This is a genomic window from Reichenbachiella sp., assembly GCF_039969095.1.
Classification (GTDB): Bacteria; Bacteroidota; Bacteroidia; order Cytophagales; family Cyclobacteriaceae; genus Reichenbachiella.
Genome location: NZ_JBDVOL010000008.1, coordinates 25582 through 49452 on the forward strand (window position 1 = coordinate 25582; position 23871 = coordinate 49452).

Here is a 23871-nt window from a genome sequence, read left to right on the forward strand (position 1 = left end):
TAAAAGATCACAATTTTGGACATTCAGTTAGATCAAATTTCAAAAACAGAGGCTCTTATTAAAATTAATTTAAAGGAGGCTGATTATCAACCCAAAGTTGAAGAAAAACTTAAGGAGTACAGTAAGAAAGCTCAGATCAAAGGATTCCGTCCAGGAAAAGTTCCAAAGAGCTTAATTACAAAAATGTACGGCAAATCCGTTCAGGTTGAAGAAATCAACACGATGGTTTCTCACAAAGTGATGGACTACATCAAGGAGAATGACATCCAAATCTTAGGTGATCCACTTCCAAATGCTGAAAAAGCAGCTAACATGGATTGGGAAAACAGCAAGGATTTTGAATTTGAGTACGAAATCGGTATTGCGCCAGAGTTTGACCTCAAAGTAGATAGCAAAATCAAAGTTGATACTTTCTCTATTAAGATCGAGGATAAATTGATTGCTGAAACGGTAAACAATCTGCAAAAACAATTTGGCGAAACCACCAATCCTGATGTTTCTGAAAGCGGAGATTCACTCTATGGTGAAATCGTAATCGAAGGTGATGACGAGAATGCTGCTGGCACACTCCTGGATTTCGATCATGTAGACAAAAAAGTGCAGAAAGAAATGGCAGGCAAAAAAGCTGGAGATGTGATTGAATTTGACCCAGCCAAAGCCATCAAAAACGAAGATCAAAGAAATGCCTTCCTAGCTACCAATCAAGGATTGACTGGCAAAATCAAATTCGAAGTCAAAAAAGTGAACAGAATTACACCTGCTGAAATCAACCAGGATATGTTCGACAAGACTTTTGGCAAAGATGCGGTGAAAACTGAGGAAGAATTTAAAGAGAAGATCAAAGTTTCTATTGGTGAAAACTACGTGAAAGAAACGGAAGGTTATACGGAGTTGAAAATCAGAGACAAATTCATTGAGAAGACTAAAATGGAATTGCCTGATACCTTCTTAAAGAAATGGTTGGAGCTCTCAAACAAAAACAATTTGACGAAAGAGCAAATTGACACCGATTATCCTTTGTATGCCAATGACTTGAAATGGTCATTGATCAAAAACAAAATCGCTACGGATAATGAGATCAAGACAGAACATGAAGATGTGGTAAACGAAGCAAAAAACATGATCAGAGTGCAATTTGGCTCCATGGGCATGTCTGACGCGATGGAACAAAACATCGATTCTTTTGCGGACAATTACTTGAAAGGCGAAGAAGGACAGAACTATATGAAGTTGAACGAAAAAGTATTCAACGACAAAGTGATGGCTTTCATCAAAGAAAACATCACCATCAAGGCCAAAGAAGTAACTGCTGACGAATACAGAGAAAAAGCTTAAGAAAAATACCTTGTTTTATTAGAAACCTGTCTAGTCATTCATTATGGTGATAGACAGGTTTTTTATTTCAAAGTCGATTTAGGAATAAACTTTTACCTTAGTCTATCGTCTTTAAACAAAGCCCTTTGTATTATGGACTTTTTTAGTTTTTTTGTACCTACATATAACACCTATTAGAAATGGATAAAAAAGAATTCAGAGATTTCGCCGTAAAAGGTCAAAACATAAATGGTAACACTTTCGACCAATACACCGGTCATATCGAAAACATGACACGTGCAGTCATCGAAGAGCGCCCAACTAACTTCCGTGAGATAGATGTATTTTCAAGACTCATCATGGACAGAATCATCTTCCTTGGTATGGGTGTGGATGACAACATCGCCAACATTATCACCGCTCAGTTGCTATTTTTAGAATCAGTAGATGCTAAGAAAGATATCTTGCTTTATGTCAATAGCCCGGGTGGTTCTGTGTACGCTGGACTTGGCATCTATGACACCATGAACTACGTCAACCCTGACGTAAACACCATTTGCACAGGACTAGCGGCTTCTATGGGCGCAGTATTGTTGGCTGGTGGAGCAGCAGGCAAAAGAGCTGCGTTGCCTCATTCAAGAATTATGATTCACCAACCGATGGCTGGCATGCAAGGGCAAGCTTCTGACATGGAGATCTCTTTGAAACAGACACTATCCGTGAAGAAGGACTTGTACGACATCCTAGCTAAGCATAGTGGCAAAACTTATGATCAAATTGAGAAAGACTCTGATCGTGACTACTGGATGAAAGCATCTGAAGCCAAAAAATATGGATTAATCGATGAAGTACTAGAACGAAAAGCTGACGATTAATCGTTATCTTTGAAAAATTTTTAATATTAAAGGGAGGATATGGCTCAAGTAACCTGTTCATTTTGCGGAAGGAATAAGAAAGATGTTGATTTGATGATCTCAGGAATACATGCTCACATTTGTGATAAATGTATTGCGCAAGCCAATCAGATATTGAATGAAGAGTCGAGCACCAAGAGTAATCTGGATGCTCCGAACTTCAACCTTATCAAACCTGTCGAAATGAAGGAACACCTTGACCAGTTTGTCATTGGTCAGGATGAAGCCAAGCGAGTGATCTCTGTGGCAGTGTACAACCACTACAAGAGGCTCTCTCAACCAGCAGACGATGATGAGGTGACGATTGAAAAATCGAATATTGTGATGGTAGGAGAAACCGGAACAGGTAAAACTTATCTGGCTCGCTCACTCGCTAAAATTCTTCAAGTGCCCTTCTGTATTGCAGATGCTACGGTATTGACCGAAGCTGGCTATGTAGGTGAAGATGTAGAAAGCATCTTGACCCGACTCCTTCAGGCGGCTGACTACGATGTGGAAGCAGCCGAGCGTGGCATCGTATATATTGATGAATTAGATAAGATTTCTCGTAAGTCTGACAACCCGTCAATCACCAGGGATGTGAGTGGAGAAGGTGTGCAGCAAGCCTTACTAAAACTCTTAGAAGGTACTTCTGTGAATGTGCCCCCACAAGGTGGACGTAAGCACCCAGATCAGAAGATGATTTCTGTGAATACAGAAAACATTCTGTTTATCTGCGGTGGAGCATTTGACGGTATCGCCAGAAATATTGCTACTCGATTGAATACTCGCCCATTAGGTTTCAACAATAAGAAGACGGACACCTACGGAGAGGTAAACAAGGAGAACTTACTTCAGTACATCACGGCGATGGACTTGAAAAGCTTTGGATTGATTCCAGAGTTGATTGGTCGTCTACCTGTATTGACGCACTTGAATCCATTGGATGGTACGGCGCTTCGTCAGATTTTGACTGAGCCCAAAAACGCTTTAGTAAAACAATACACGAAACTTTTCACTATGGAAGGGATCGAGGTAGAATTCAAAAAAGGCGCTTTGGACTATGTGGTAGACAAAGCTTTAGAATTCAAACTGGGAGCTCGTGGACTGCGATCAATCTGCGAAGCGATCATCAATGATGCGATGTTTGAAATGCCATCTCAAAAGGATGCTAAAAAACTAGTCATCACCCGTGCTTACGCCGAGCAGAAATTCGAAAAATCTAAATTGAATAAATTGAGAGTGGCGGGGTAAGTCGATCCGTCATTACCCGACGTAAGTTCGGGTAATCCCTGGCGGACTAGCAGACTGCTTTTCAAACAATCCATTTCGACGATTTAAAATATCAAAGCCCATCTCGATAACTATCGGGATGGGCTTTTTTATGGCAGTTGGTTAAGATCAGTCACGCATCACAGATGCGTACTTCAAACACTTAATTGCAATTCAATTTCCGGCATTTCATCGTAAGTTTTCCCATTAAGTTCACGACCGGCCTTTTTCTTGTTTTTCCCTCCCCATTGTTTGAAAAAGAATGCTACATCATTTTTTTCACATTGTTCTTGAATATCAACAACCCAATCAGTATTCATTGGTCTAGGTTTATGCCCACTTTCTCCTCCAACTATCACCCAATCCATACCTTTTAAATTAAGGTTTTGCAATGGGCCAATTAATGGTTCTAGCGACAAAAATTTAACCTTTGCTTCCGTATTTCTAAGAAATGAAACCCGCTCTACAACCCTTTCATCTTCCACAGATACACCCATCCAAATGTTATGAGACCATTTCAAATGCTCACTTAGTTTATGCAACCTTTCTGCTCTTTTTGTCAAGACTTGAAATACATGCTGAGGGTTTTCTCGCATCACCTTGAATACCTTTTGAATAAACTCTAACGGAACATCTTCATGAAATAAGTCACTCATTGAATTTACAAATACAACTTTGGACTTTTTCCAAGAGTAAGGTGTTTTCAATGCTTCAGGATGAATTCTAACTTCAAAATTGTCCTTATATTTTTCAATGCCCATTGCCTGTAACCTTCGAGACATAATTTCAGCATAACAAAACTTACATCCAGCTGAAATTTTTGAACATCCAGTTGTTGGATTCCAAGTCATTTCTGTCCATTCTATACTTGATTGAGCCATGTTTATTTTTTAATAACTCTGTAAGTTATAATATTCTCATTGCGAAATACATTTACGTAAGTCAAGTATGGAGAGGATGAAGCGTAATATATTTTCTTCTCACTTTTTAATTTTTTTAATACTTCCACGGCATGGGCAGGAATGTGTCCATTTTCATAAGTATAGATAAGAACATCTTTATTAGAAATATCTTTACTTTTTAATATTAAACCTTCCAAGTCGATCTGAAATTTCTCTTTTTTTGTCAAATCCTTACTACCAAAAATATTAAGCTGACCTTTACCAGAATCTTCATCAATGTCGAAATCAGCCTCACCATTTAATTCATTCCTTTTCCATGCGATACTTAAAAATTTATCAACGGCCGCATAATTTTTTGAACCAAAAATTATTCCATAGATATTTGAATTTTTCTTTATCGAAAACGGAAAAAGCTTTAGTTCAGAATTTATCGGAAGACGTGATTTTATATTACTTACTACGAGTCGATGCATATTACAATATTGTTCCGATTCCAATTCATTAATATCAATTTCCAAAGCCTTTTTAAACTCTTCAGTCTTTCCATACCTTTTAAAAAACGAAGAAGACACAAAATAGAGAAAATCAGATTTTTTTATATTATCCAATTCATCCACATATTCTTTTGAAATAAACTTAACCCCGTTTTGATCCAGATAAACTAGTGATGGATACTTCGTTATTAAGGGAAGAAGTTCAAAAAACAATTCTTCAGCATTTTTATTGTAAAAATTAATATCTAAGAAATATTTAAACTTAGGATTCTCGTGCACAAAATTCAAACAGTTCTCTTTCAACATTTCGAATTTTCTCTGTGACTTGAGTTTTGGTTCAAATTCATTAAAATGCAAGACAATATTTGTCCTTGTCTTAAGAATTTGGCCTAGGTGCTCATTTATTTTCTTTAGAATTCTGATTGGACTGCCAGGCACTTCATTGCAATCATAACCAGGGCCAGAAAAGAAATCGAAAATATGAATTTCCTTAACATAACTCTGCATTACAAAAGTAGGAATCCAAGCTTGAGCATAATCTTGAAAAATTTCCAATTTTGTAATTGTCCCACGATCGAATGGTTCTTCATGAATATTCTTAGAACTCATTTCTTATATTATTCAATTTTTGGTAATATTAAATTGCAATAATAATTCTCCGAAGTGCTGCGAAAGACCAGCTGCTGAACCAGTCTTAGAACCATAATAATACACCTTTTTGAAATGAGATCAAATTGGCATGGTCAAAATTGGCTGCCTTCAAATGAGGATATTTCTTCGCCACGAAATAACACGAGGAAGTAAATTCCTCTCTAATTAAACTTATACTTTACACTAAATTGCAAGCGATTGGCGGTGCCGTCCTGCTCACTTTTGTCTTCTCTTGTACCTCTGAGGTATTCCACTCCAGCGAAGGCATTCTCTACGAAATGCCAAAGTAAATTGGCTGCAAAGTAATTGGTGTGTTTTAAATCAGTCCCAGGTTGTCCGTCGGTGTTGTTGTTGGTGCCTTGGTTATAAACCAACAGCGAGGAGAAGGCTGATGACCAATAATGTTGATACCCTAGCGTGACCCCTGTATCTACAATGGCTTCCAAGTTGCCATTAGCATCTAATCCTGTGGAAAGGCCACCTCTAAAACGACCAACCCCAGGACCATATACGCCTTGATAGATCAGCTTGTCTTTTTCACCTATATTGAACTGTCCAGAAAGATTTGCTCCATAGAGCCCCACGTCCTGCGTTTGTCCATCATCTTGTCGGTATCTGATTTGAGCAGCAAATGCTGAAAGTTGAAAGTGACCCCAATCTTTAGTGATTCTATATCGTCCAGTCAAATCGGGATATGGACTTTCAAAAACACCTGGTGTGGCAGGTGCTTGCGCTCGCTCATTGGGATTTTCCAATGCAACGGCGATGTAGGCATCTTCCGACAATGCTTGTGTGTACCTCAACATCGGGTGACGAGCAAAAACATAAGCCGCTGGTTTTTCAAAATCAAGCGTACTTGGGATGATGGATTCATCCATGAAATTTGACCACCACTGACCTGCCCTCCATTTATCACCGATATCTACAAAAGCATGTCTGAGTCTAAAGGCTCCACTGGTTCCATAAAAGTCTCCTTCTATATAAGTCCTCAATACGCCGACTTTTGTCGGTGTCTTGGTGTCTATGTAAAGCCTGGTTTCCTTCGCATGAAGTGTTGTTCTTTCTCCTTCCGACCCATCGGTAGGGATCGTAGCGACATCAAAATAATCTGTGGATCCTATAGGATTGAAGTCGTGGATCATGTCAAATTTCACATAGCCACCGATTTTAAATTGAGTATTGGTCTTAGGAATTAGCCACCAACCTGGAGGAAGCTCTTCTGCATCTGGCGTAGTAGTCTGTGCATTCACATGTATCATAGACGATATGACACATGCAACAATCAATAAATGTCTCATAAATCTGAGGGGTCTGTCTAGTTATAAAAGTCTATTGAATGAAATTTATTCCGCAGCGGTTTCTACCAAACCACCCGTTTGAAGTGTTCTTCCATTCAATGCCTGAACCGGACGATTGTTTGGACCTATGATATCAGAAATAGCTTTAATTTGCTCTGCGGACATGGTTGGGTTTTCTTTCAAAACTACCCATTGTACCTCTTCGCTACAAGGAGGAGTGGTCAAAGAACCATTGTAAAAATATCCGCTCACATCCTCTGGAATGTGCATATGAAGTTGCAAAATTTCATCAGATAGATGCTTACTTTCCCCTTTTGTTTTAGGTAGGTTCGGTACAATTTTAGAGAAGTTGTCATTTTCAGCACCTTCTTTAAACATCACGCTAAGCACAGCCAAACTTTCATCTTTGCTTTGGTGAACAAAATGCATTTCTAATGGTAAATTTTCTCCGTCGATAGTATGCTCACTTGGTGTATGAAAATGAAATTGTTTTAAATCGTAAGACTTCTCCCCAAAGGTCATCGTACTGCCTTCATCCACATTTACTTGAATTGTATGACCATTGTCCACTATATTATCAACATGTTCATTGAAAGCTATTTTTAATGGCGTAGAACCATAATCCAGAATGAATTGGGCCTCATCCCCAATTTCAGTATCTGAAATATTTATTGGTGATTGTCCATTTCCTTCTTCACATAGCGCATAAACAGGACTCAGTTTCCCCCATTCAGATGGACCTACTTCACCACCATATCCCCAATGTGCTGGTCGAACAGAAGTTGATTCTTTTTCTTCGGGTGCTGAGGTTTCCGTTTCAGGCGCTTGAGAATCTTGTTTTGAAGCAGGATTGCAAGAGAATAGAAAGGCTACCAAACTGACCGATAGGATCGTCTGGTGATTTGCATTTAATTTCAACATGGTTCTTTTTAAGTTTAGATTAATTGATAGTTAAATATAGGTGTAAAATCTGGTTTTGAAGAATTGAATCGTTGCTTGTAACATTTCTCTTGATCTTGTCGTTGGATAGTTAGTTGTTTTACAAATAGGTAAATAATGAAACACTCGTTAGGAGAATTTGAAGAAATTGTATTGCTGCTGGTGGCAGCCCAGCACGACAAGGCTTATGGTCTATCCATCACTAGGGCTATCGAAGAAAAGCTCGAACGCTCCGTCACGCTCAGTAGTGTGCACACAGCCCTCTATCGTCTGGAAGAAAAAGGTTATGTGAAATCTCAGATTGGTGGTAGCAGCACGGCACGGGGCGGCAGAAGGAAACGCCTATTTACCATTACCGCCACCGGCAAGTCAGCCTTACAAGAATCCAGAGCTTCAAGAAATCTGCTGTGGAATATGATTCCAAATTTTGTCTTAGAATGAAAAAGCAGCATCAACCACCTCAATGGGCAGATCGTTTTTTCAGCTGGTACTGCCAGAATGAACTGGCCGAATCCATTTTGGGCGATTTGCATGAATGGTTCGATGACCAGGTAGAAAGGAAAGGACTCTTTCGAGCTCGCCTTCTTTATTGGCTTAATGTGCTGAAGTTCATCAACAGATTCACACTCAAAAGAAAAAACTCAAATCCATACACTCCACTCAACACTACTCCTATGATTAAAAATTACATCCTTGTGGCCATGAGAGGGCTAAAGAAAACCAAAGTATTCGCCAGCATCAACATCATTGGACTGGCACTTGGGCTGGCCAGTTGCTTCCTCATCTTTTCCTTTGTAAAAAAGGAGTTGACTTTCGACCAGTTTCATAGTAAAGCTGAGAACATCTATCGGGTAACCAATCGTTTCGAACGACCCAACCGCACAAATCTATGGGCGCGGACTCCTCCTGCCCTTGCTCCAGCCATTCGAGCCAATTTTACCGGTATCGAACGAACCACCAGGTTGCGCTATACAGACGATGTCCTGTATACTGTCAATGACCAATCATTTTATCAAGGCAATGGGTTTTATGCAGATTCTCTTTTTCTTGAAATGTTTGACTTCCCTCTTGTAGCAGGTAATCGCCATACAGCATTAGATGAGCCTGGAAACATTGTATTAACAGAAAAAATGGCTAAAAAATTCTTTGGAAACCAAGACCCCTTGGGGCAGCTCATTATTCTGGAAAACGAAACTCCGCTGAAAGTCACCGGCATTCTTGAGCCCATTCCCTTCGACTCACATATCACCTTCGATTTACTGATCTCTTTTCCCACCTATGTGGTTCCCGAAGGTTATTTGGCCGACCTAAATAGCTGGGGGTGGGCTGGATTTTGGACTTATGTAGAACTAGAAAAAAACACCTCCCCTATAGCACTTCAAGCACCAATAGCTGAATTGTATAAAGCCAACTATCAAAACTCATCTGAAGTCAAAATAGAAGTCTTTCTTCAGCCACTAAAGGACTTATATCTAGGTTCCTCTAACTATTCGAACATAGGTGAGTCTATAAGGGTCGGCAATCGAACTACCATATTGGGATTGAGTGTGGTGGTATTCTTAATTCTGCTAGTGGCTAGTTGCAATTTTATGAACCTTTCTACGGCCATGTCTCTAAGACGCGGCAAAGAGATTGGTATTAGAAAAGTGTTGGGGGCAGTTAAATCCAGAGTGTCCAAACAGTTTTTGATAGAATCTGTTTTGATCAGTTTGATTAGTCTGGGCTTAGCTTTGGTTATTCTCATACTGTTCGGACCATATTTCAATCAATTGTTCGCCCTAGAGCTAGAATATTCCAATTTGGAGTTAATGAAGTCGCTTCCATTTTTCATTGTTGGTACAGTTCTCATTGGTCTTATAGCAGGGATTTATCCTTCTTTTGTCTTAGCTGCTTTTAGTCCCATACTGGCACTGAAAGGTGGTCACATCAGTTTTAAATCTGGTGCATGGCTTAGAAAAGGGCTTATTGTTTTTCAGTTCGTTATAGCAGTAGGCCTAATCATTTCCACTGTTATTGTCACCGCTCAGATAGAATACATCCAAAACAAGTCATTAGGATTTGATAAAGAAAATCTGGTTAAGCTCCGGATAGGAACCGAAGAAGGACATTATGAAGCCCTGCGCAACAGGCTCCTTGCCAATTCACGAGTCATTGGGTTAACCAAGCACAGTCACGCCTTTAACGGATCAGCCTCAAGCGGACCGGCCTGGCTCAATGGCCAATCTCGCAACGATGCTCATCAGCTATCCTACTATCAAACGGAATACGACTTCCTCGATGTCTCTGGTGTAAAGTTATTGGCAGGCAGATTTTTTTCAACGGATTTCTCTACTGACGAAGAATCGTCCTTGGTACTCAATCAATCTGCCGTAAATGAACTTGGACTCTCAGATCCGATTGGTCAAAAGGTAAACTTTCACAATCGTGAACGCATCGTGATTGGGGTCGTTGAGGACTTTCATTTTGGTTCGCTACATACTCCCATTGGGCCTATGGGTATTGTCATGCCTTTCGTCAATTTGGAGCAGATTCTGATCAAAGTAGAGGGCAACGATTTGAGGCAAACCATGTTATCCTTGGAAAGCGATTGGCATGAAGTAGCTGGTGATTTACCTTTTGAAGCGGGCTTCGTGGAAGACAGCATCCGAGCCCTGTATGAGAAAGAAGAAAAGATCGCCAAATTAATCTCCACCTCTTCGACATTAGCCGTGGCATTGGCTTGTCTAGGTCTGTATGCTTTGGTGGCGTTTTCGATTCAAAACAGGCTCAAAGAAATAGGCATTAGAAAGACATTAGGAGCACCATTAAATCACTTGGTCTTATTGCTCGCCAAAAAATATATAATGCTAATTGCTATCGCCAATTTGATTGCCTGGCCAATCACTTATTTATTGGCTGCTGGATGGCTAGAAGATTTTGCTTATCGCATTTCTATAGAACCTATTCTTTTTATAGCATCTGGTTTTGCCTTGTTCGTCTTAGCGATGGCTACCATCGGATATCAGTTAGTAAAAGCCTCATTAATCAGTCCCATGAAGTATTTGCGAAGTGAATAACAGGACAATCTTATTGGTTTTAAAAAAACAAGGAGTACAAAAACCTGCCTGGCGTAAATGTGAAGCCGCCAGCAATCAGGATAGCACCAAAGTAGAGCAAAATCATCTTTCTCTTGTGAGACTTTATATCTCCCCTTTTTACAGCCCAATAAGCTGTGGGCACGGTATAAATAGTCAAGAAACTAAAGCTGTGTATCCAGCCGAAATGATTCAGCATTCTTGGCCCCACTTCTGCGGGCATAAAAAGCGTAATGCCTGCTGTGATCAGCATGAGGATCATATAGACTCTTCCCAGGTTTTTATGGATATTGGTTCCCTTTTTGATAATCAACAGGATCGTTCCTATGATGAAACAAGGCACAACAGTCGCCAGATGGGCATACATCAAATCGTAATAAGTCATTCGCTTTTTATCGTTTTATTGCTTCAATCGAGTTTCGAAAAGCCATAGTTGGACTTCATTTACTTAATGATAGAACTTTTTGCATTAGCATCAAATGGGTCAAGAAAAAACCTCTCGCAAGAACTGTATATTCGGTCTTGCGAGAGGTGTCTAATATAGAGATGGTTGAAAAGAAATTGTGTTACACCTTGAGTCCAAACAAGGGTCTTAATACTCGAATTCTGCGAATAACAAACTCATAGGTAAGAAAACAAGCGACATTGGTGAATGCGATGAGGATCAAATACTTACTCATAGCCGGTAGCTCCAACCCGAATAAAAACACCGACCCTAAGTAGAGATACACCATGTGAATGATATATATCGGGTAGGCCGCTTGGCTCAGGTAGCTGAGCAAATTGCTTGGGCGATTGAGGTACTTATGTCCAAATCCAAATACGGTGAATATCCAAAAGTTGGATTCTATGGCGATGAGGTAGTCAGGACTTTTAAGTTCAAAAAATGCAAGCCTTACCAGATATAACCCCAAGGCTAAAACGAGTAGCGGATATCGATACGAGGTGACCATTTTCCAAAAAGACGCGCCGCTGTACACACAGCAAAAGCCGACAAGAAAAGCAACTAGCCCAAGCCAGAACCCATGCATGGTCATGGCATACAATTCGAAATTAGTAGGCTGAACAATTACCGCCTCTAATACGAATGGAATCATGACTAAGAGGAGCCCAGCGGGATGACCTAGTACTTTTTTCAAAAAAAGATGAATGGCCCTCTCACTATTTTTCTTGAGGTAGAAGAATAATGGAGAAAGTACCAGCACGTAAATGAAAATATTTCCTAAAAACCACAAGTGAGCAGGGTTAAATACATAGTTACTATCTTGATGGTAATACCCTTGCCACAAGAAAATATGAAGCGGCACGATAGCTGCCATCCCAAACAGGAATGGCACAAGTATTCTTTTGGATCTTTCGATCAACAGCTCCTTCCAGTCTCGTCTTTGGATGGCAAAATACACGCCCATCCCCGACACAAAAAAGAGCAATGGAATTCTCCAAACGTTGAGCATAGACATGGGAATCCAGATGCTCTCTAATGAATCGTTGTTTTGAATAAATCCGATAAACACTCCCCATGGCTGAAAGCCAATAGCGATGTGATATATCAGTAAGAGCGCAATGGCAATGACTCGCAACCAGTCAATATCGTATCTTCTATTATCTAATGACATATCAGAGATAATTATTTACCTTGTGCGCTTATCAATTTTGCGATTTCAGGTCTGGTCTTTTCTATATAATCATAATCGAGTTTAAGCCCCATTGGCCCCAAATTTTTACTGAATTGCTCATAAATCATTTTTACATTTTCGAACGGACCAGTAACAGACTCCAGCGCAGTAGCTCCAAAGTTGTTTCTAATGGTTACATCAGCTCCTTTTTCCAATAGCGCCTTCACAATCTCTACCCGACAGAAGAAAGCTGATGTATGTAATGGCGTAGAACCGTCTCCACCTGTCACATTCAGATCTGCTCCAGATTGAATCAACAGCTTGGCTATTTCTGTTTTTCCAAATGTAGCTGCGACTGTCAAAGGTGCTGAACCATAAGCATCTTTTTCATTTAAATCAGATTTGGCAGCTATATGTGCTTGCACAGCATCAAAGTCCCCCATGAAAGTAGCTTCATGTATGGTCATATTTGGTGCTTGATTTTTTGACTCTTGATTGTCAGATGTCTCCTTCTTAGTATCACAAGATCCTAACCCTAAAATGACTACTACAATCATTATGTTACACCAGTTTTCAATTGAATTCATTTTTAAATTTTTCATGATTTTGATTTTAATTTTTTATTTAGATTTTGATAAGACAAAGGTCGGAATGGCAAAATCATTCGAAAATCAACCATGAAGCAGGGTTTGTCAACTATGCATATTCATTGAAAACTATGACTCACGACTATAAACTATGACGCAAATGGTTCTTTTTGACCCTAGATAATACTTGCAAATGGCCGTATTCTTGTCGAGTATTGTAGCCACCTAAACATAGATAGATGTCGGAATTTCCATATGCCAAAAATGAGTTTCTGAACAAAGTGATTGCCGCTATTGAAGAAAATCTATCTGATGAAAATTTTGGTGTAACAGAACTGGCTGATCAAATCAGCATGAGTCGTTCCAATCTACTGCGTAAAGTAAAAAGTGCTACGGGGCTATCCGTAAGTCTTTTGATCCGTCAGGTTCGCCTGCACCACGCCAAGGAATTGCTGAATGAAGGAAATTTGAATGTTTCTGAAATTTCTTACAAAGTTGGATTTAGCAGCACCTCCTATTTCACCAAATGCTTTCGTGAGCATTACGGTTATCCTCCGGGAGAAGAGGGCAAGAGAAGCTTAGAACAATCAGAAGTCCCTCCGCCTAAAAAATCTAAACCCACTATTTTCATTGGCATTGTCATTGGTTTATTGATCGTAGGATCACTACTTTTTTTCTACACCCAAGATATAAATGAAACAACCCTCCTGCTGGAAAAATCCATTGCAGTATTGCCTTTCAAAAACAACAGCGATGATGCTACCAATGTTTACCTGATCAACGGGCTCACAGATGCCATTCTGAATAACCTTCAAAAAATTGAAGACCTCAAAGTAACGAGTAGAACTACCGTCGAAAAGTATCGTGAAGTCATCAGAACCATCCCTGAACTTTCCGAAGAATTGAACGTCAACTACTTTATAGAGGGTAGCGGCCAAAAAATTGGCGATCAGATTTTGCTGTCTATTCAATTAATTGATGCCAGAAATGACCACCCGATTTGGTCTCAGCGCTACGAAAGGAAGTCGAAAGACATCTTTCAACTCCAGATGGAAGTAGCCAAAAATATTGCCATGGAGATAGAAGCTGTGATCACACCCGAAGAAGAGCAACGAATCGAGAAAATCCCAACTGAAAACATGATCGCATACGATTATTATTTACAGGGATTGGAGTTCGCACGTCAAGAAACAAGCGAAGGGTTGACGGCTGCACTCGGTTTTTTCGAAAAAGCTATAGCTGAAGATGAGCAATTTGCTGCAGCCTATGCCTACATCGCCATATGCTATTACTACCTGGATCTTTTTCAAACTGATAAGCAATATGGGTTAGAGATCAATACCTACGCGGATCGGGCCATGCTACTAGACCCCGAACTCGGCGAAAGCCTGATTGCCAAAGCTTCGTTTTATATGCAAGATCGTCAATACACCTTGGCTGCTCAGTATTATGAGAAAGTGCTAGAACGCAATCCTCATGCGGGATGGGTACACAACTGCTTATCCGACATTTACACGACTTACTTACCTAATGCTGAGCTGTATCTGAAACACGCACTACAGGGCATTCAAGCGGGTGTAGCCGGACAAGACTCCACCATAGCCAGTTTTACTTATTTACATCTGAGCAATGCTTTAGCACAATCTGGATTTATAAAGGAATCAGAGCGGTATATCAAAAAATCACTTGCCTACAACCCAGACAATCTCTATTCCGAGACGCTATACACATACTTGCGCTTGGCCGAAAATTTTAATCTGAAAATCGCTCAAAAATCGCTCATTCAGACGTTGAACAAAGACACCACTCGCATAGACCTCATTCAGGAAGTCGCCAAGACATCTTATGCGCTAAGAGATTATGAAACTGCTTGGCACTATTATGAAAAGTTGATCCAAATCAAACAATCGCTGGATTTGAACATCTATCAAGGTGAGGATATTAAGATAGCTTATGTGCTGAAGCAGCTTGGAGAAATAGAAGAATCAAAAAAATATTTGGCCTCTTATTTAGACTTTGCCCAAGAGGACGAGTCCATCTATCACGACCTCATTCTAACTGCTTATTACGCTTGTATTGAGGATACAGGAAAAGCCATGGGGCACTACGCTGCTTTTTCTGAACAAGAAAACTATCATTATTGGTTTATTCTATTTCTAGAAAAGGATCCTATTATGGAGCAATTGTATGGCCATCCTGACTTTAAAAAAATTACCAAAAAGATCAAGGATAAATTCTGGAATAAACACAAAAAGACGGCTGATCTGCTGAAAGGTCAAATTTGAGGAAACAAAAAACTTAAATCAATGTGGCAAATGTTTTCTCAATACTCCATAAAGGAATGTACCGAACATAGCTGATAGAATGACAAGACCAAAAACTGATGCTCCATAGCCTACCAAAATAAACATAGGTCCTGGACATGCACCAGTCATGGCCCATCCCAAGCCAAAACAAGTGCCGCCTATGAGATATCTCCAAAAGTCAGGAAACTTGGATTCGACCTTTATAGGTTCACCTTCAATAGACTTCAATTTAAAATGTTTAATGCTTTGTGTAATTACAACACCCAGTAGCACAGCCGAACCGATGACACCATACATATGAAAAGACTGAAAACTAAACATTTCATATATCCGATACCAGGAGATCACTTCTGCTTTGGTAAGCACAATTCCGAATAGGATACCAGTAAATAAGTATTTCATGAATTTCATTGTGCCTGAATTAAGTAGTCAAGAGAAATGGTAGGATAAAATGAGTCATAATCAGTCCTCCAATGAAGAAGCCAATTACTGCAATCAAAGAAGGCCATTGTAGATTGCTCAATCCACTGATCGCATGACCAGAAGTGCAACCGCCAGCATAGCGCGTTCCGAATCCAACCAGTACGCCTCCAATAATTAACATCAAGGCATATTTCGGAGTAGAAAGCGCCTCCCACGTAAAAATAGATTCTGGAAGATATGTGGAGCCAGGGTTTTCAATACCTAAAGCTTTTAGCTGGATAATGGTAGCTTCTGAAATGCCCACAGATTCCGAAACACTCAGATATTCCTTGGCTATGTATCCGCCAATCAGCCCTCCTAAGACAAACACAAGGTTCCAAATATCCTCCTTCCAATTGAATCGAAAGAATTCACTCACTTTTCCTGCACCTACCATACTGCACATGGTGCGCAAATTGCTCGAAACGCCAAACTTTTTACCAAAATAGAGCATTAAGAACATCACTACCGAAATCAATGGCCCGGCGACATACCATGGCCAAGGCTGGCTAATCCAATCTAACATCTAATCCTTATTCCATTTGTGAACCGACAAAAGTAAGAGAATATATCAGACCCTTATGTAACAAATGTTACCTTTCACTTGATATGTAGTTTGTATCATTAAGCCAATTAAAAAATCACTTCATGAAACAATCCTATCTTACACTATTCCTACTATTGTCACTTACACTTGGACTAGCTCCCTTCTTTCCAGAACCACACTTAGTAGGCAAAATTCGTTGGATTCTGGGTGGTGGTGTAGGCATGCAACCCATGGATTATTTTGATCTAGGCCTGCATGGAGTACCTTGGGTGGGATTGATTTTCTTTGGATTCAAAAAAGCATTAAAAAGTAAGTAACCGACATCTAACAAAGACATCGGTTGCTTTTTTTACAAATTTAGCATTAATCCATTGAGGCTCATCCAACCTCCGCCATTGTAGGCTTCGATGCCTGCACTTTTGGCTTGGCTGGCAGCTGATCCACTTCTCATTCCACTGGCACAACAAAATACAACTGGTTTACCTTTTGCTTTCAGGCTGGCCAACTGAGCACCCACCGATCCCAAAGGAATGTTTTCTGAGCCATCTACGTGACCTCCCATAAACTCTCCAGGTGTGCGTACATCAACGATGAGCGCCCCATTTTTTATAGCTTCTTTCATTTGTTCTTTCCTTTTTCCAAATCCAAACAGATCCAATAATCCCATTATTTTTCTACGTTTAATTTTGCAAGGATGTCATTTAGCAAACACCATTTAGTCATGGAAGACTGCAAGAGATTGACTCCCACAAATCCCGTCATCCAAAACCAATTGGGATTGACCCAAATACCTAATACTAAGCTGGTCAATATAAATATGCCAGCGATGGCTCTTATTATTCTTTCTCTCATTTTATTAAAATTTAAAAATTAAACACTTCTTTCTACTGGTTGAAGAAAAGCATGCATTGGACTCATTGCCTGCTGATTGATGTTCCAATCCTGAATGGCATCCAAAATCTGATGTCCTACTTCGTCTGGAACAAAAGCGAAATACATGACTGAAAAATCTGAGTCTCGACTACTGGCAAACCAATTGGATAAATCAACACTCCCATGAGTACTTTTACATCCTTCGATATCTACTTTACTGAAAATTGGAATTTCCAATCCTTTCAGCATGGTCTGCAATTCAGACTCAAAATCTTTGACTGATAATACAACGACTTGTTTCATTATTGAATTCTTTAGTTATGGTCTACTTGATTAGGCTTTTCAACTGCTACTGTATCTGTTTCACGATCCAAATATTTATGTCTTTCGGTCATATAATAGATCAATGGTACGATCAGTAAAGTCAGAATGGTTGATGCGATCGAACCACCCATGAGTGAAATCGCCAATCCTTGAAAAATAGGATCAAACAAAATCACAAAAGCTCCGATCACTACTGTCCCTGCCGTTAGCAAGATTGGAGTTGTACGTACGGCTCCAGCTTCTATGACTGCTTGTGCCAACGGCACCCCGTCATCCAATCTGATATTGATAAAATCGATGAGTAAAATGGAATTTCTAACCATGATACCGGCCAAGGCTATCATCCCGATCATGGAAGTGGCAGTAAAAAAAGCACCCAACCACCAATGGCCCACCAATATTCCAACCAGCGAAAGTGGAATGGCAATCATCATGACGAATGGCACTTTAAAATCTTGAAACCAGCCGACAATCAGTAAGTAAATAATGATGAGAACCACTGCAAAGGCACTGCCCAAATCACGAAATACCTCGTAGGTAATATGCCACTCTCCATCCCATTTGACTCCAAAATCTTCTTCCATAAAGGGCTGCGTCGCAAAGAACTCTTTCAGTTCATAACCCTCTGGCACATTGATTTCCTTTAGCTGTTCGGAAGCTGTAAGGATCGCATAAACTGGTGATTCTAATTGTCCCGCCATATCAGCCACCACATATACCACACGTTTCTGATTTTTTCTGAAGATGCTTTTGTCTTGCAATCGTTCTTCTACTTTCACCAAGTCACCTACAGCTATCATATCTCCTGTCTGGGTTCTAATGGTTAATTTATTCAAATCATTGACTGATGAGCGACCTGCCTCATTCACCCGAAGGTGTATTGGCGTTGGGCTCACTTCATTGACATCGTGTAGGAATGTCGCATCAAAACCGTTCAATGCGGTCTGAATTTCATTTATAATGCCACCAGTAGAAATTCCGTTCATCATTGCACGTTCCTTATCCACTACAAAGTCATAAGTGATCTGATCCGACTCTACCATCCAATCCACATCTACCACATCATCAATTCCTGATAGCTTCTCTTTGATCTGTCTTGCGATTTCTACCTGCTCATCGGTATTTCCACCATAAACTTCCGCCACGATGGTAGAAATTACGGGTGGCCCAGGAGGCACTTCTACTACCTTGGCGTTCGCACCATATTTCATCGCAATTCGCTGCACTTCAGGACGAACGATCTTAGCGATATCATGACTCTGCAAGTCTCTTTCCCCTTTCGGTAAAAGATTGACTTGAATATCTCCCACATGACCAGATTTTCTCAAATCATAGTGTCGAACCAATCCATTAAAATTGATAGGAGCCGCAGTGCCTACATAGGTTTGATAATTAACCACTTCGGGTTGATTCTTTAGATACAAAGCGATTTCCTTTGTTACAGCAGCTGTCTTTTCCAGCGGGCTTCCTTCTGGCATATCAATGACCACTTGAAATTCATTTTTGTTATCAAACGGCAACATCTTTACCGCTACCATTTTGAAATATACCAGCGTAAAAGAGGCAAACATGAGTAGGGATATCGCACCAATAAACGACCAACGTTTAGCCGGGCTATCAATCAGCGGCTGAACCATACGCTGATACCATCTATAGATGAAAGTATCTTCCAATACAAAATGAGCTTCTTCACTATTGTCATTCTTCAATAAATGGTAAGCCAAATACGGTGTGATGATCAAAGCCACCAATAACGAGAAGAACATAGCCATAGATGCTCCTATTGGCATTGGGCTCATATATGGCCCCATCAAACCAGACACGAAGATCATCGGAAGTACTGCAGCAATGACTGTGAATGTTGCTAAGATCGTAGGATTGCCAACTTCATTGATGGAGGCTATGGCCGCTTGCATAAATGGCTTTTTCTTCATTCTGAAATGCCTGTGCATGTTTTCTGCAATGATGATAGAGTCATCGACGACTATACCAGTCACAAAAACCAATGCGAAAAGTGTGATTCTGTTCAGTGTGTATCCGAATAAATAATACACAAAAAGTGTCAATGCAAAAGTGACTGGCACAGATAGAAAAACTACCAAACCTCCTCGCCAACCCATCGCTAACGCGACAACGATAGTCACCGCAAGAATAGCAGATGCTAAGTGTACCATTAGCTCACTTACCTTGTGAGAAGCAGTCTCTCCATAATTTCTAGTGACTTCTACTCGAACATCTGACGGAATCAAATCTCCTTTTAGGTTTTCAATCTTATTCAGCACCTGACTAGCAATCTGCATGGCATCCGAACCTCTTCTTTTGGCTACAGATAAAGAAACCGCCGAATAGTCTAATGGCATCTTAGCTTTCTCCATCGAACTGGCTTCACCATATCCGAAGGTTACATATTCTGAAGGTTCTTCTGGGCCATCTAAGACTTTCGCTATCTGCTTCAAATAAACCGGAGAATTACCCTCCACTCCTACGACAAGGCTTTCTAATTCTTCAGCATTTTTAATAAAATTGCCTGCTTGAACTCGATAAGTATAGTTTCTTTTATTGAAGTTCCCTGCATGTCGCTGTTGGTTTGCCCCTTGGATCGCTTGAGATACAGAGCTAAAATCAACTCGATGTAAGGTCATCTGCTGTGGATTGAGAATCACCTGAATATTGCGACTTCGTCCTCCATATAATTTCACTGTACTCACATCTTCAACCTTTTCCACTTCCAATGAGACTTGTTCCACGAGTCGCTTGATTTCATAATCTGAATAACGCTCACCAAAAAATGACAAACTCAGCATCGGCACATCATCAATAGAACGCGTCTTGATCAGCGGCATGCTTACTCCCGCAGGCATTTGATCCATGTGTTTCTCAATTTCGTTGTAGAGTTTGACTATACTCCGCTCAATATCCTCTCCTACATAATACCGCACGACTAAAAATGCCTGTCCTTCCATAGATTGAGAATAGACATATTCTACACCTGGTATATCAGCTATTAAGGCCTCTAAAGGTTTAACTATTCTTGACTCTACCTCTACACTTCCAGCACCTGGAAACTGCAAAAAGATATCTGCTATGGGTACATCAATTTGCGGCTCCTCCTCTTTAGGTGTTAGCATTGCACTGTATATTCCTATGGCCATGAAGGCAATCATCAACAACGGCGTAAGCTTAGAGTTGATGAATTGACTGGCCAAATTCCCTGCTAATCCACTCATTTTATTTTGATTTTGTAGTTGTAACTTTCATACCATCTTTCAAGAGCCCTTCGCTAGAAACAATGAACTGTTCTCCTAAGTCAAGACCAGCGAGCACTTCATACCCTTGACCTGATTCTCGTCCCAGTCTCAACCATCTCTGCATGGCCTCATTTTGATCACTAATTACAAACACGCCTGTCAGTTGGCCTCTACTATTCAAAGCAGATGCTGGAATAATGACTTTCTTGATACTGGCACCCTGACGTTCTACCCGACCAAACATGCCTGGCATTACAGACTTCGGAGCATTTTCCATAAGGACGGATACTTTAAATTGCGTTCCAGAATAAGCCGAAGACGGTATAACCTTATCGACGAAACCTTTAAAAGTTTGATCCTTGAATGCATTCAAATAGATTGTAACCTCATCACCTTCATTGAATAAACCCACTTCAAACTCGGGTACGTTAATGTCAATCTTAAGCTGCTGCGTAGATTCTAAGGCAAGCAGTGGACTGCCAGGATTGGCCATATCTCCAGGGTTCACATATTTTGCAGATACAAATCCATCAATATGTGACCTAATATTCGCATAGGACAATAACTCTTCCACATTTGCCACTTGATGACGAGCTGAATTTACCCTTGCATTCGCCATATCCCTGGCTGTCATTGCTTGATCCAACTGTTCCTGTGTCGCACTGCCTTGAGCTTTAAGGTTACTCATTCGTTCCATTGATTTGTCGGCATTTGCTTGAACAGCAATAGCCTCATCCAACATAGCTTTAGCAGAAGCTAATTGTGCATTCACGCCTTTGCTTTTAATCGTAACCAACAAGTCTCCTACTGAAACATGATCCCCAGCTTTTACAAGAACTTGACTCACCTGTCCCATTGTTTTTGTACTTAATACTGATTGGTTAAGTGAAACCACTTGACCTGCATACAATAATGTACTGGTAAAGTCTTGCTCTTCCACTTGCTGAACTACTACTTTCATTGGAATCTTTTCAGTGCTTTCTGGCTTATTTTCAGTGCCACAGGCGACTAACCAAATCACTGCAGCTAGTGTGGTTGATATTCTAAATATTGATTTCATCGTTTATGCGTTTTAAAGATTTTCATCTGTTAGATTTTCTGATATAGCCGCCTCCAACTGAAACATCAATTGCAGATAGGCATGCTGTGCTTTTAATAATTGTATTTCCTGATTCATGTAATTAGATTCTGCCATGAGCAGATCAGAAGTTTTTTCCATTCCTTGGCCAAATCTATCTTGACGGATTTGGAGCAACTCTCTAGCTTGATCGGCACTTAAACCCGCCAACTCAATTTGTTTGATAGAAAGCTCGAAATCATTTTTGAGTTGGTGCAACTCATGATGAGCTCGGCTTTGCGTTTCTTCCAATTCAATTTGTGCAAACTGACTTTCGTATCGAGCTTTTTGAGTGGCTCCTAGTTGCTTTCCTCCATTGAAAATATCCCATTTGAGTTGTACACCAACTAGGTAATTATTGCCTTGCGTACCGAAAAACTGTGTATCATTGAAAGTGTACCTACCAAAAGCATTGATCCTAGGAGCAAAACTCCCCTTCTGAGATAGCCATCCAAATTCCGCGGCTTCTGCCTTGAGTTTCAATGCTTTCAAGTCAGCCCTTTCCTGAGAAATCTTGGAATCTGACAACATACTTTGAGCCTCCAGAGGAATAGGCAATGAATCCACAGGGTCGATTTGATACGAATCCGTTTCACCCATTTGTTGGAGCAATTCCGAATTAGATCGTTCTACTTGATGTTTGGCCTTAAGCCATTCGCTTTCTACTTGCTTCAATCGCAATTGAGCCCCGAGTAAATCAGCAAGAGTAATGATCCCCTGATCAAATAATCCCTGAGCCACTTCTTGATTAGCAGCTGACGCACTTTTCATTTGCATCATCACCTGCTCAGCACGTTTCGACAGCACCAATTGATAATAGAGGCTTTTGGCCTTGATGACCATCATCTTTTGAATCCATTCCCTATTATAAAGGCTTGCTTCCGATTGTTTGCGAGCAGCCTTTCGTCCATAAAGACCATCCAGATTAAAAAGTGGCTGCTCAACATTGATGCTAGTACTGAAATTTGAAATCTGATCTGGGTCATTCAAAACAGCAGGAATAAAATCAGCTTGTTCGATCGACGATTGACCTAATTTGGTTCCAAAAGCCAACATAGGATCTGTGGTATTGGTAAATGTCTCCGTAAAATTGACTGACGGCAAAAACACGGAATTGGCGGATTTACTTTCTGATGAAGCCATGCCTACTTGCTGGTTCATCTTTTTCAAATCCCAATTTTGCTGCTGTACTTTTCCAATGACCTCTTCTATAGTCATAGGCTTCTTAGCCTGAGCCAGGCTCTGATAGGCCGTTGCTATAATCAAAATCACTGTCAGTAACTTTGATATATTATTATGTATATATGTTAATATTTTCATATTTAAGTGTAAATTTTTTTAAATCTTACATTTAGACATACAGTCTATCACATTGAGTACCTCCATCAACTTGATGCTGTAGTAAATACTCTTACCTTCTCTTTCGCTCTGAAGTACACCTTTGAGCTTCATGTTGGTCAAGTGATGTGAGATGAGCGATTGCTCTACCTCACATTTTTCACTAATCTCATTGACGCTCATTTGCTGAAATTCGGATAACAACGAAAGAATTTTTAATCTCACCGGATGACCGATAGTCTTCAGTATGAAGGCCACTTTTTCCAGCTTATCCTCTTCTTCAATCAATTGACTCATTTTTCAATATTCTAAATCCTGTGTCCAACCCAAAACTCCTCCTTCAAGGTTATAGAGTTCTCCAGTGAAACCCATCTGAGCCATCAAGCCGCAAGCCTGTCCACTACGATTGCCACTCCGGCAGTACACATAGTAGTTTTTGGACTTGTCCAGTCCTTCTAGTTTGCTTTTGAAGTCTGGCTGGAAAATATCCATCAACTCACAGCCAGCGATGAATCCGCCATCGTATTCTTCCTGAGTTCTCACATCAAGCAACACGCCGTTGGCATCTGCTTCAAACTTCTCTGCAAAATCTATTTCATCAATATTCTGATACATC

At 40.2% G+C, this 23871-nt stretch carries 24 protein-coding genes; 7 read left to right on the forward strand and 17 right to left on the reverse strand.

Going from position 1 to position 23871, the window contains the following annotated elements:
• The first annotated feature begins 15 nt into the window (after positions 1-15).
• The 3 genes from tig to clpX all read left to right on the forward strand — a co-directional run bounded on the left by tig (position 16) and on the right by clpX (position 3461).
• Positions 16-1335: a trigger factor gene (tig, locus tag ABJH98_RS01350; RefSeq protein WP_348305811.1), complete on the forward strand. Its 1320-nt coding sequence runs from the start codon at positions 16-18 to the stop codon at positions 1333-1335.
• A gap of 179 nt (positions 1336-1514) precedes the next feature.
• The gene (locus tag ABJH98_RS01355) at positions 1515-2189 is read left to right on the forward strand and encodes an ATP-dependent Clp protease proteolytic subunit (protein ID WP_318172652.1); all 675 of its coding nucleotides are present in this window, start codon (positions 1515-1517) and stop codon (positions 2187-2189) included.
• A 39-nt stretch (positions 2190-2228) separates the two neighbouring features.
• Entirely contained in the window at positions 2229-3461 is a 1233-nt protein-coding gene (gene clpX / locus ABJH98_RS01360; protein WP_348305812.1) for an ATP-dependent Clp protease ATP-binding subunit ClpX, read from the forward strand.
• A gap of 173 nt (positions 3462-3634) precedes the next feature.
• Here clpX and ABJH98_RS01365 read toward each other — a convergent pair whose 3' ends face one another.
• From ABJH98_RS01365 to ABJH98_RS01380, 4 genes are all read right to left on the reverse strand, one after another.
• Complete coding sequence (locus ABJH98_RS01365) at positions 3635-4360, reverse strand: phage Gp37/Gp68 family protein (protein ID WP_348305813.1); 726 nt, start codon at positions 4358-4360, stop codon at positions 3635-3637.
• A 2-nt stretch (positions 4361-4362) separates the two neighbouring features.
• Positions 4363-5484 carry a three-Cys-motif partner protein TcmP gene (tcmP, locus tag ABJH98_RS01370; RefSeq protein WP_348305814.1) on the reverse strand — a complete coding sequence of 374 codons (1122 nt, stop codon included), beginning with the start codon at positions 5482-5484 and terminating at the stop codon, positions 4363-4365.
• 203 nt (positions 5485-5687) lie between these two features.
• Positions 5688-6824 (reverse strand): DcaP family trimeric outer membrane transporter, encoded by a 1137-nt coding sequence (locus ABJH98_RS01375; RefSeq protein WP_348305815.1) that lies wholly within the window; start codon positions 6822-6824, stop codon positions 5688-5690.
• A gap of 45 nt (positions 6825-6869) precedes the next feature.
• Entirely contained in the window at positions 6870-7745 is an 876-nt protein-coding gene (locus tag ABJH98_RS01380; RefSeq protein WP_348305816.1) for a carbonic anhydrase family protein, read from the reverse strand.
• Between the two features lie 135 nt (positions 7746-7880).
• Here ABJH98_RS01380 and ABJH98_RS01385 point away from each other — a divergent pair, with 135 nt between their 5' ends.
• On the forward strand, positions 7881-8204 hold the full coding sequence (locus ABJH98_RS01385; protein ID WP_348305817.1) for a helix-turn-helix transcriptional regulator: 324 nt from the start codon (positions 7881-7883) through the stop codon (positions 8202-8204).
• The gene (locus ABJH98_RS01390) at positions 8201-10819 is read left to right on the forward strand and encodes an ABC transporter permease (RefSeq protein ID WP_348305818.1); all 2619 of its coding nucleotides are present in this window, start codon (positions 8201-8203) and stop codon (positions 10817-10819) included. Before ABJH98_RS01385 ends, ABJH98_RS01390 begins: the two co-directional genes overlap by 4 nt.
• A 19-nt stretch (positions 10820-10838) precedes the next feature.
• Here the strand turns inward: ABJH98_RS01390 and ABJH98_RS01395 are convergent, their stop codons facing one another.
• The 3 genes from ABJH98_RS01395 to ABJH98_RS01405 form a co-directional block, all read right to left on the reverse strand.
• Complete coding sequence (locus ABJH98_RS01395; protein WP_348305819.1) at positions 10839-11222, reverse strand: DUF2306 domain-containing protein; 384 nt, start codon at positions 11220-11222, stop codon at positions 10839-10841.
• 181 nt (positions 11223-11403) lie between these two features.
• On the reverse strand, positions 11404-12453 hold the full coding sequence (locus tag ABJH98_RS01400) for an acyltransferase family protein (protein WP_348305820.1): 1050 nt from the start codon (positions 12451-12453) through the stop codon (positions 11404-11406).
• Between the two features lie 11 nt (positions 12454-12464).
• Positions 12465-13055: an ankyrin repeat domain-containing protein gene (locus ABJH98_RS01405; RefSeq protein ID WP_348305821.1), complete on the reverse strand. Its 591-nt coding sequence runs from the start codon at positions 13053-13055 to the stop codon at positions 12465-12467.
• 224 nt (positions 13056-13279) lie between these two features.
• Here ABJH98_RS01405 and ABJH98_RS01410 point away from each other — a divergent pair, with 224 nt between their 5' ends.
• Positions 13280-15325, forward strand: coding sequence for a helix-turn-helix domain-containing protein (locus ABJH98_RS01410; RefSeq protein WP_348305822.1), 2046 nt, complete (start codon positions 13280-13282; stop codon positions 15323-15325).
• 18 nt (positions 15326-15343) lie between these two features.
• Here the strand turns inward: ABJH98_RS01410 and ABJH98_RS01415 are convergent, their stop codons facing one another.
• Complete coding sequence (locus ABJH98_RS01415; protein WP_348305823.1) at positions 15344-15748, reverse strand: DUF6691 family protein; 405 nt, start codon at positions 15746-15748, stop codon at positions 15344-15346.
• A gap of 19 nt (positions 15749-15767) precedes the next feature.
• Positions 15768-16334 (reverse strand): YeeE/YedE thiosulfate transporter family protein, encoded by a 567-nt coding sequence (locus ABJH98_RS01420; protein ID WP_348305824.1) that lies wholly within the window; start codon positions 16332-16334, stop codon positions 15768-15770.
• Between the two features lie 122 nt (positions 16335-16456).
• On the opposite strand from ABJH98_RS01420, the gene ABJH98_RS01425 reads away from it, so the two are divergent.
• Complete coding sequence (locus ABJH98_RS01425) at positions 16457-16672, forward strand: hypothetical protein (protein WP_348305825.1); 216 nt, start codon at positions 16457-16459, stop codon at positions 16670-16672.
• 32 nt (positions 16673-16704) lie between these two features.
• Here ABJH98_RS01425 and ABJH98_RS01430 read toward each other — a convergent pair whose 3' ends face one another.
• Genes ABJH98_RS01430 through ABJH98_RS01465 form a run of 8 tightly spaced genes read right to left on the reverse strand, consistent with a single transcriptional unit; the run spans position 16705 to position 23870 of the window.
• Entirely contained in the window at positions 16705-17022 is a 318-nt protein-coding gene (locus tag ABJH98_RS01430; RefSeq protein WP_348305826.1) for a rhodanese-like domain-containing protein, read from the reverse strand.
• Entirely contained in the window at positions 17022-17207 is a 186-nt protein-coding gene (locus tag ABJH98_RS01435; protein WP_348305827.1) for a DUF2892 domain-containing protein, read from the reverse strand. Before ABJH98_RS01435 ends, ABJH98_RS01430 begins: the two co-directional genes overlap by 1 nt.
• 18 nt (positions 17208-17225) lie before the next feature.
• Entirely contained in the window at positions 17226-17531 is a 306-nt protein-coding gene (locus ABJH98_RS01440; protein WP_348305828.1) for a hypothetical protein, read from the reverse strand.
• Between the two features lie 11 nt (positions 17532-17542).
• Positions 17543-20779: an efflux RND transporter permease subunit gene (locus ABJH98_RS01445; protein ID WP_348305829.1), complete on the reverse strand. Its 3237-nt coding sequence runs from the start codon at positions 20777-20779 to the stop codon at positions 17543-17545.
• A gap of 1 nt (position 20780) precedes the next feature.
• Positions 20781-21860 carry an efflux RND transporter periplasmic adaptor subunit gene (locus ABJH98_RS01450; protein ID WP_348305830.1) on the reverse strand — a complete coding sequence of 360 codons (1080 nt, stop codon included), beginning with the start codon at positions 21858-21860 and terminating at the stop codon, positions 20781-20783.
• A 12-nt stretch (positions 21861-21872) separates the two neighbouring features.
• On the reverse strand, positions 21873-23237 hold the full coding sequence (locus ABJH98_RS01455; RefSeq protein ID WP_348305831.1) for a TolC family protein: 1365 nt from the start codon (positions 23235-23237) through the stop codon (positions 21873-21875).
• 18 nt (positions 23238-23255) lie between these two features.
• The gene (locus ABJH98_RS01460) at positions 23256-23552 is read right to left on the reverse strand and encodes a metalloregulator ArsR/SmtB family transcription factor (RefSeq protein WP_348305832.1); all 297 of its coding nucleotides are present in this window, start codon (positions 23550-23552) and stop codon (positions 23256-23258) included.
• A 3-nt stretch (positions 23553-23555) separates the two neighbouring features.
• Positions 23556-23870 carry a rhodanese-like domain-containing protein gene (locus ABJH98_RS01465; RefSeq protein WP_348305833.1) on the reverse strand — a complete coding sequence of 105 codons (315 nt, stop codon included), beginning with the start codon at positions 23868-23870 and terminating at the stop codon, positions 23556-23558.
• Position 23871: the final 1 nt, after the last annotated feature.

Bases quoted from the DNA above. Each gene is read 5' to 3' on its own strand.
- ABJH98_RS01355 (WP_318172652.1), top strand. From the start codon at position 1,515: ATGGATAAAAAAGAATTCAGAGATTTCGCCGTAAAAGGTCAAAACATA.
- clpX (WP_348305812.1), top strand. From the start codon at position 2,229: ATGGCTCAAGTAACCTGTTCATTTTGCGGAAGGAATAAGAAAGATGTT.
- ABJH98_RS01365 (WP_348305813.1), bottom strand. From the start codon at position 4,360: ATGGCTCAATCAAGTATAGAATGGACAGAAATGACTTGGAATCCAACA.
- tcmP (WP_348305814.1), bottom strand. From the start codon at position 5,484: ATGAGTTCTAAGAATATTCATGAAGAACCATTCGATCGTGGGACAATT.
- ABJH98_RS01375 (WP_348305815.1), bottom strand. From the start codon at position 6,824: ATGAGACATTTATTGATTGTTGCATGTGTCATATCGTCTATGATACAT.
- ABJH98_RS01380 (WP_348305816.1), bottom strand. From the start codon at position 7,745: ATGTTGAAATTAAATGCAAATCACCAGACGATCCTATCGGTCAGTTTG.
- ABJH98_RS01385 (WP_348305817.1), top strand. From the start codon at position 7,881: ATGAAACACTCGTTAGGAGAATTTGAAGAAATTGTATTGCTGCTGGTG.
- ABJH98_RS01390 (WP_348305818.1), top strand. From the start codon at position 8,201: ATGAAAAAGCAGCATCAACCACCTCAATGGGCAGATCGTTTTTTCAGC.
- ABJH98_RS01395 (WP_348305819.1), bottom strand. From the start codon at position 11,222: ATGACTTATTACGATTTGATGTATGCCCATCTGGCGACTGTTGTGCCT.
- ABJH98_RS01400 (WP_348305820.1), bottom strand. From the start codon at position 12,453: ATGTCATTAGATAATAGAAGATACGATATTGACTGGTTGCGAGTCATT.
- ABJH98_RS01405 (WP_348305821.1), bottom strand. From the start codon at position 13,055: ATGAAAAATTTAAAAATGAATTCAATTGAAAACTGGTGTAACATAATG.
- ABJH98_RS01410 (WP_348305822.1), top strand. From the start codon at position 13,280: ATGTCGGAATTTCCATATGCCAAAAATGAGTTTCTGAACAAAGTGATT.
- ABJH98_RS01415 (WP_348305823.1), bottom strand. From the start codon at position 15,748: ATGAAATACTTATTTACTGGTATCCTATTCGGAATTGTGCTTACCAAA.
- ABJH98_RS01420 (WP_348305824.1), bottom strand. From the start codon at position 16,334: ATGTTAGATTGGATTAGCCAGCCTTGGCCATGGTATGTCGCCGGGCCA.
- ABJH98_RS01425 (WP_348305825.1), top strand. From the start codon at position 16,457: ATGAAACAATCCTATCTTACACTATTCCTACTATTGTCACTTACACTT.
- ABJH98_RS01430 (WP_348305826.1), bottom strand. From the start codon at position 17,022: ATGGGATTATTGGATCTGTTTGGATTTGGAAAAAGGAAAGAACAAATG.
- ABJH98_RS01435 (WP_348305827.1), bottom strand. From the start codon at position 17,207: ATGAGAGAAAGAATAATAAGAGCCATCGCTGGCATATTTATATTGACC.
- ABJH98_RS01440 (WP_348305828.1), bottom strand. From the start codon at position 17,531: ATGAAACAAGTCGTTGTATTATCAGTCAAAGATTTTGAGTCTGAATTG.
- ABJH98_RS01445 (WP_348305829.1), bottom strand. From the start codon at position 20,779: ATGAGTGGATTAGCAGGGAATTTGGCCAGTCAATTCATCAACTCTAAG.
- ABJH98_RS01450 (WP_348305830.1), bottom strand. From the start codon at position 21,860: ATGAAATCAATATTTAGAATATCAACCACACTAGCTGCAGTGATTTGG.
- ABJH98_RS01455 (WP_348305831.1), bottom strand. From the start codon at position 23,237: ATGAAAATATTAACATATATACATAATAATATATCAAAGTTACTGACA.
- ABJH98_RS01460 (WP_348305832.1), bottom strand. From the start codon at position 23,552: ATGAGTCAATTGATTGAAGAAGAGGATAAGCTGGAAAAAGTGGCCTTC.
- ABJH98_RS01465 (WP_348305833.1), bottom strand. From the start codon at position 23,870: ATGTATCAGAATATTGATGAAATAGATTTTGCAGAGAAGTTTGAAGCA.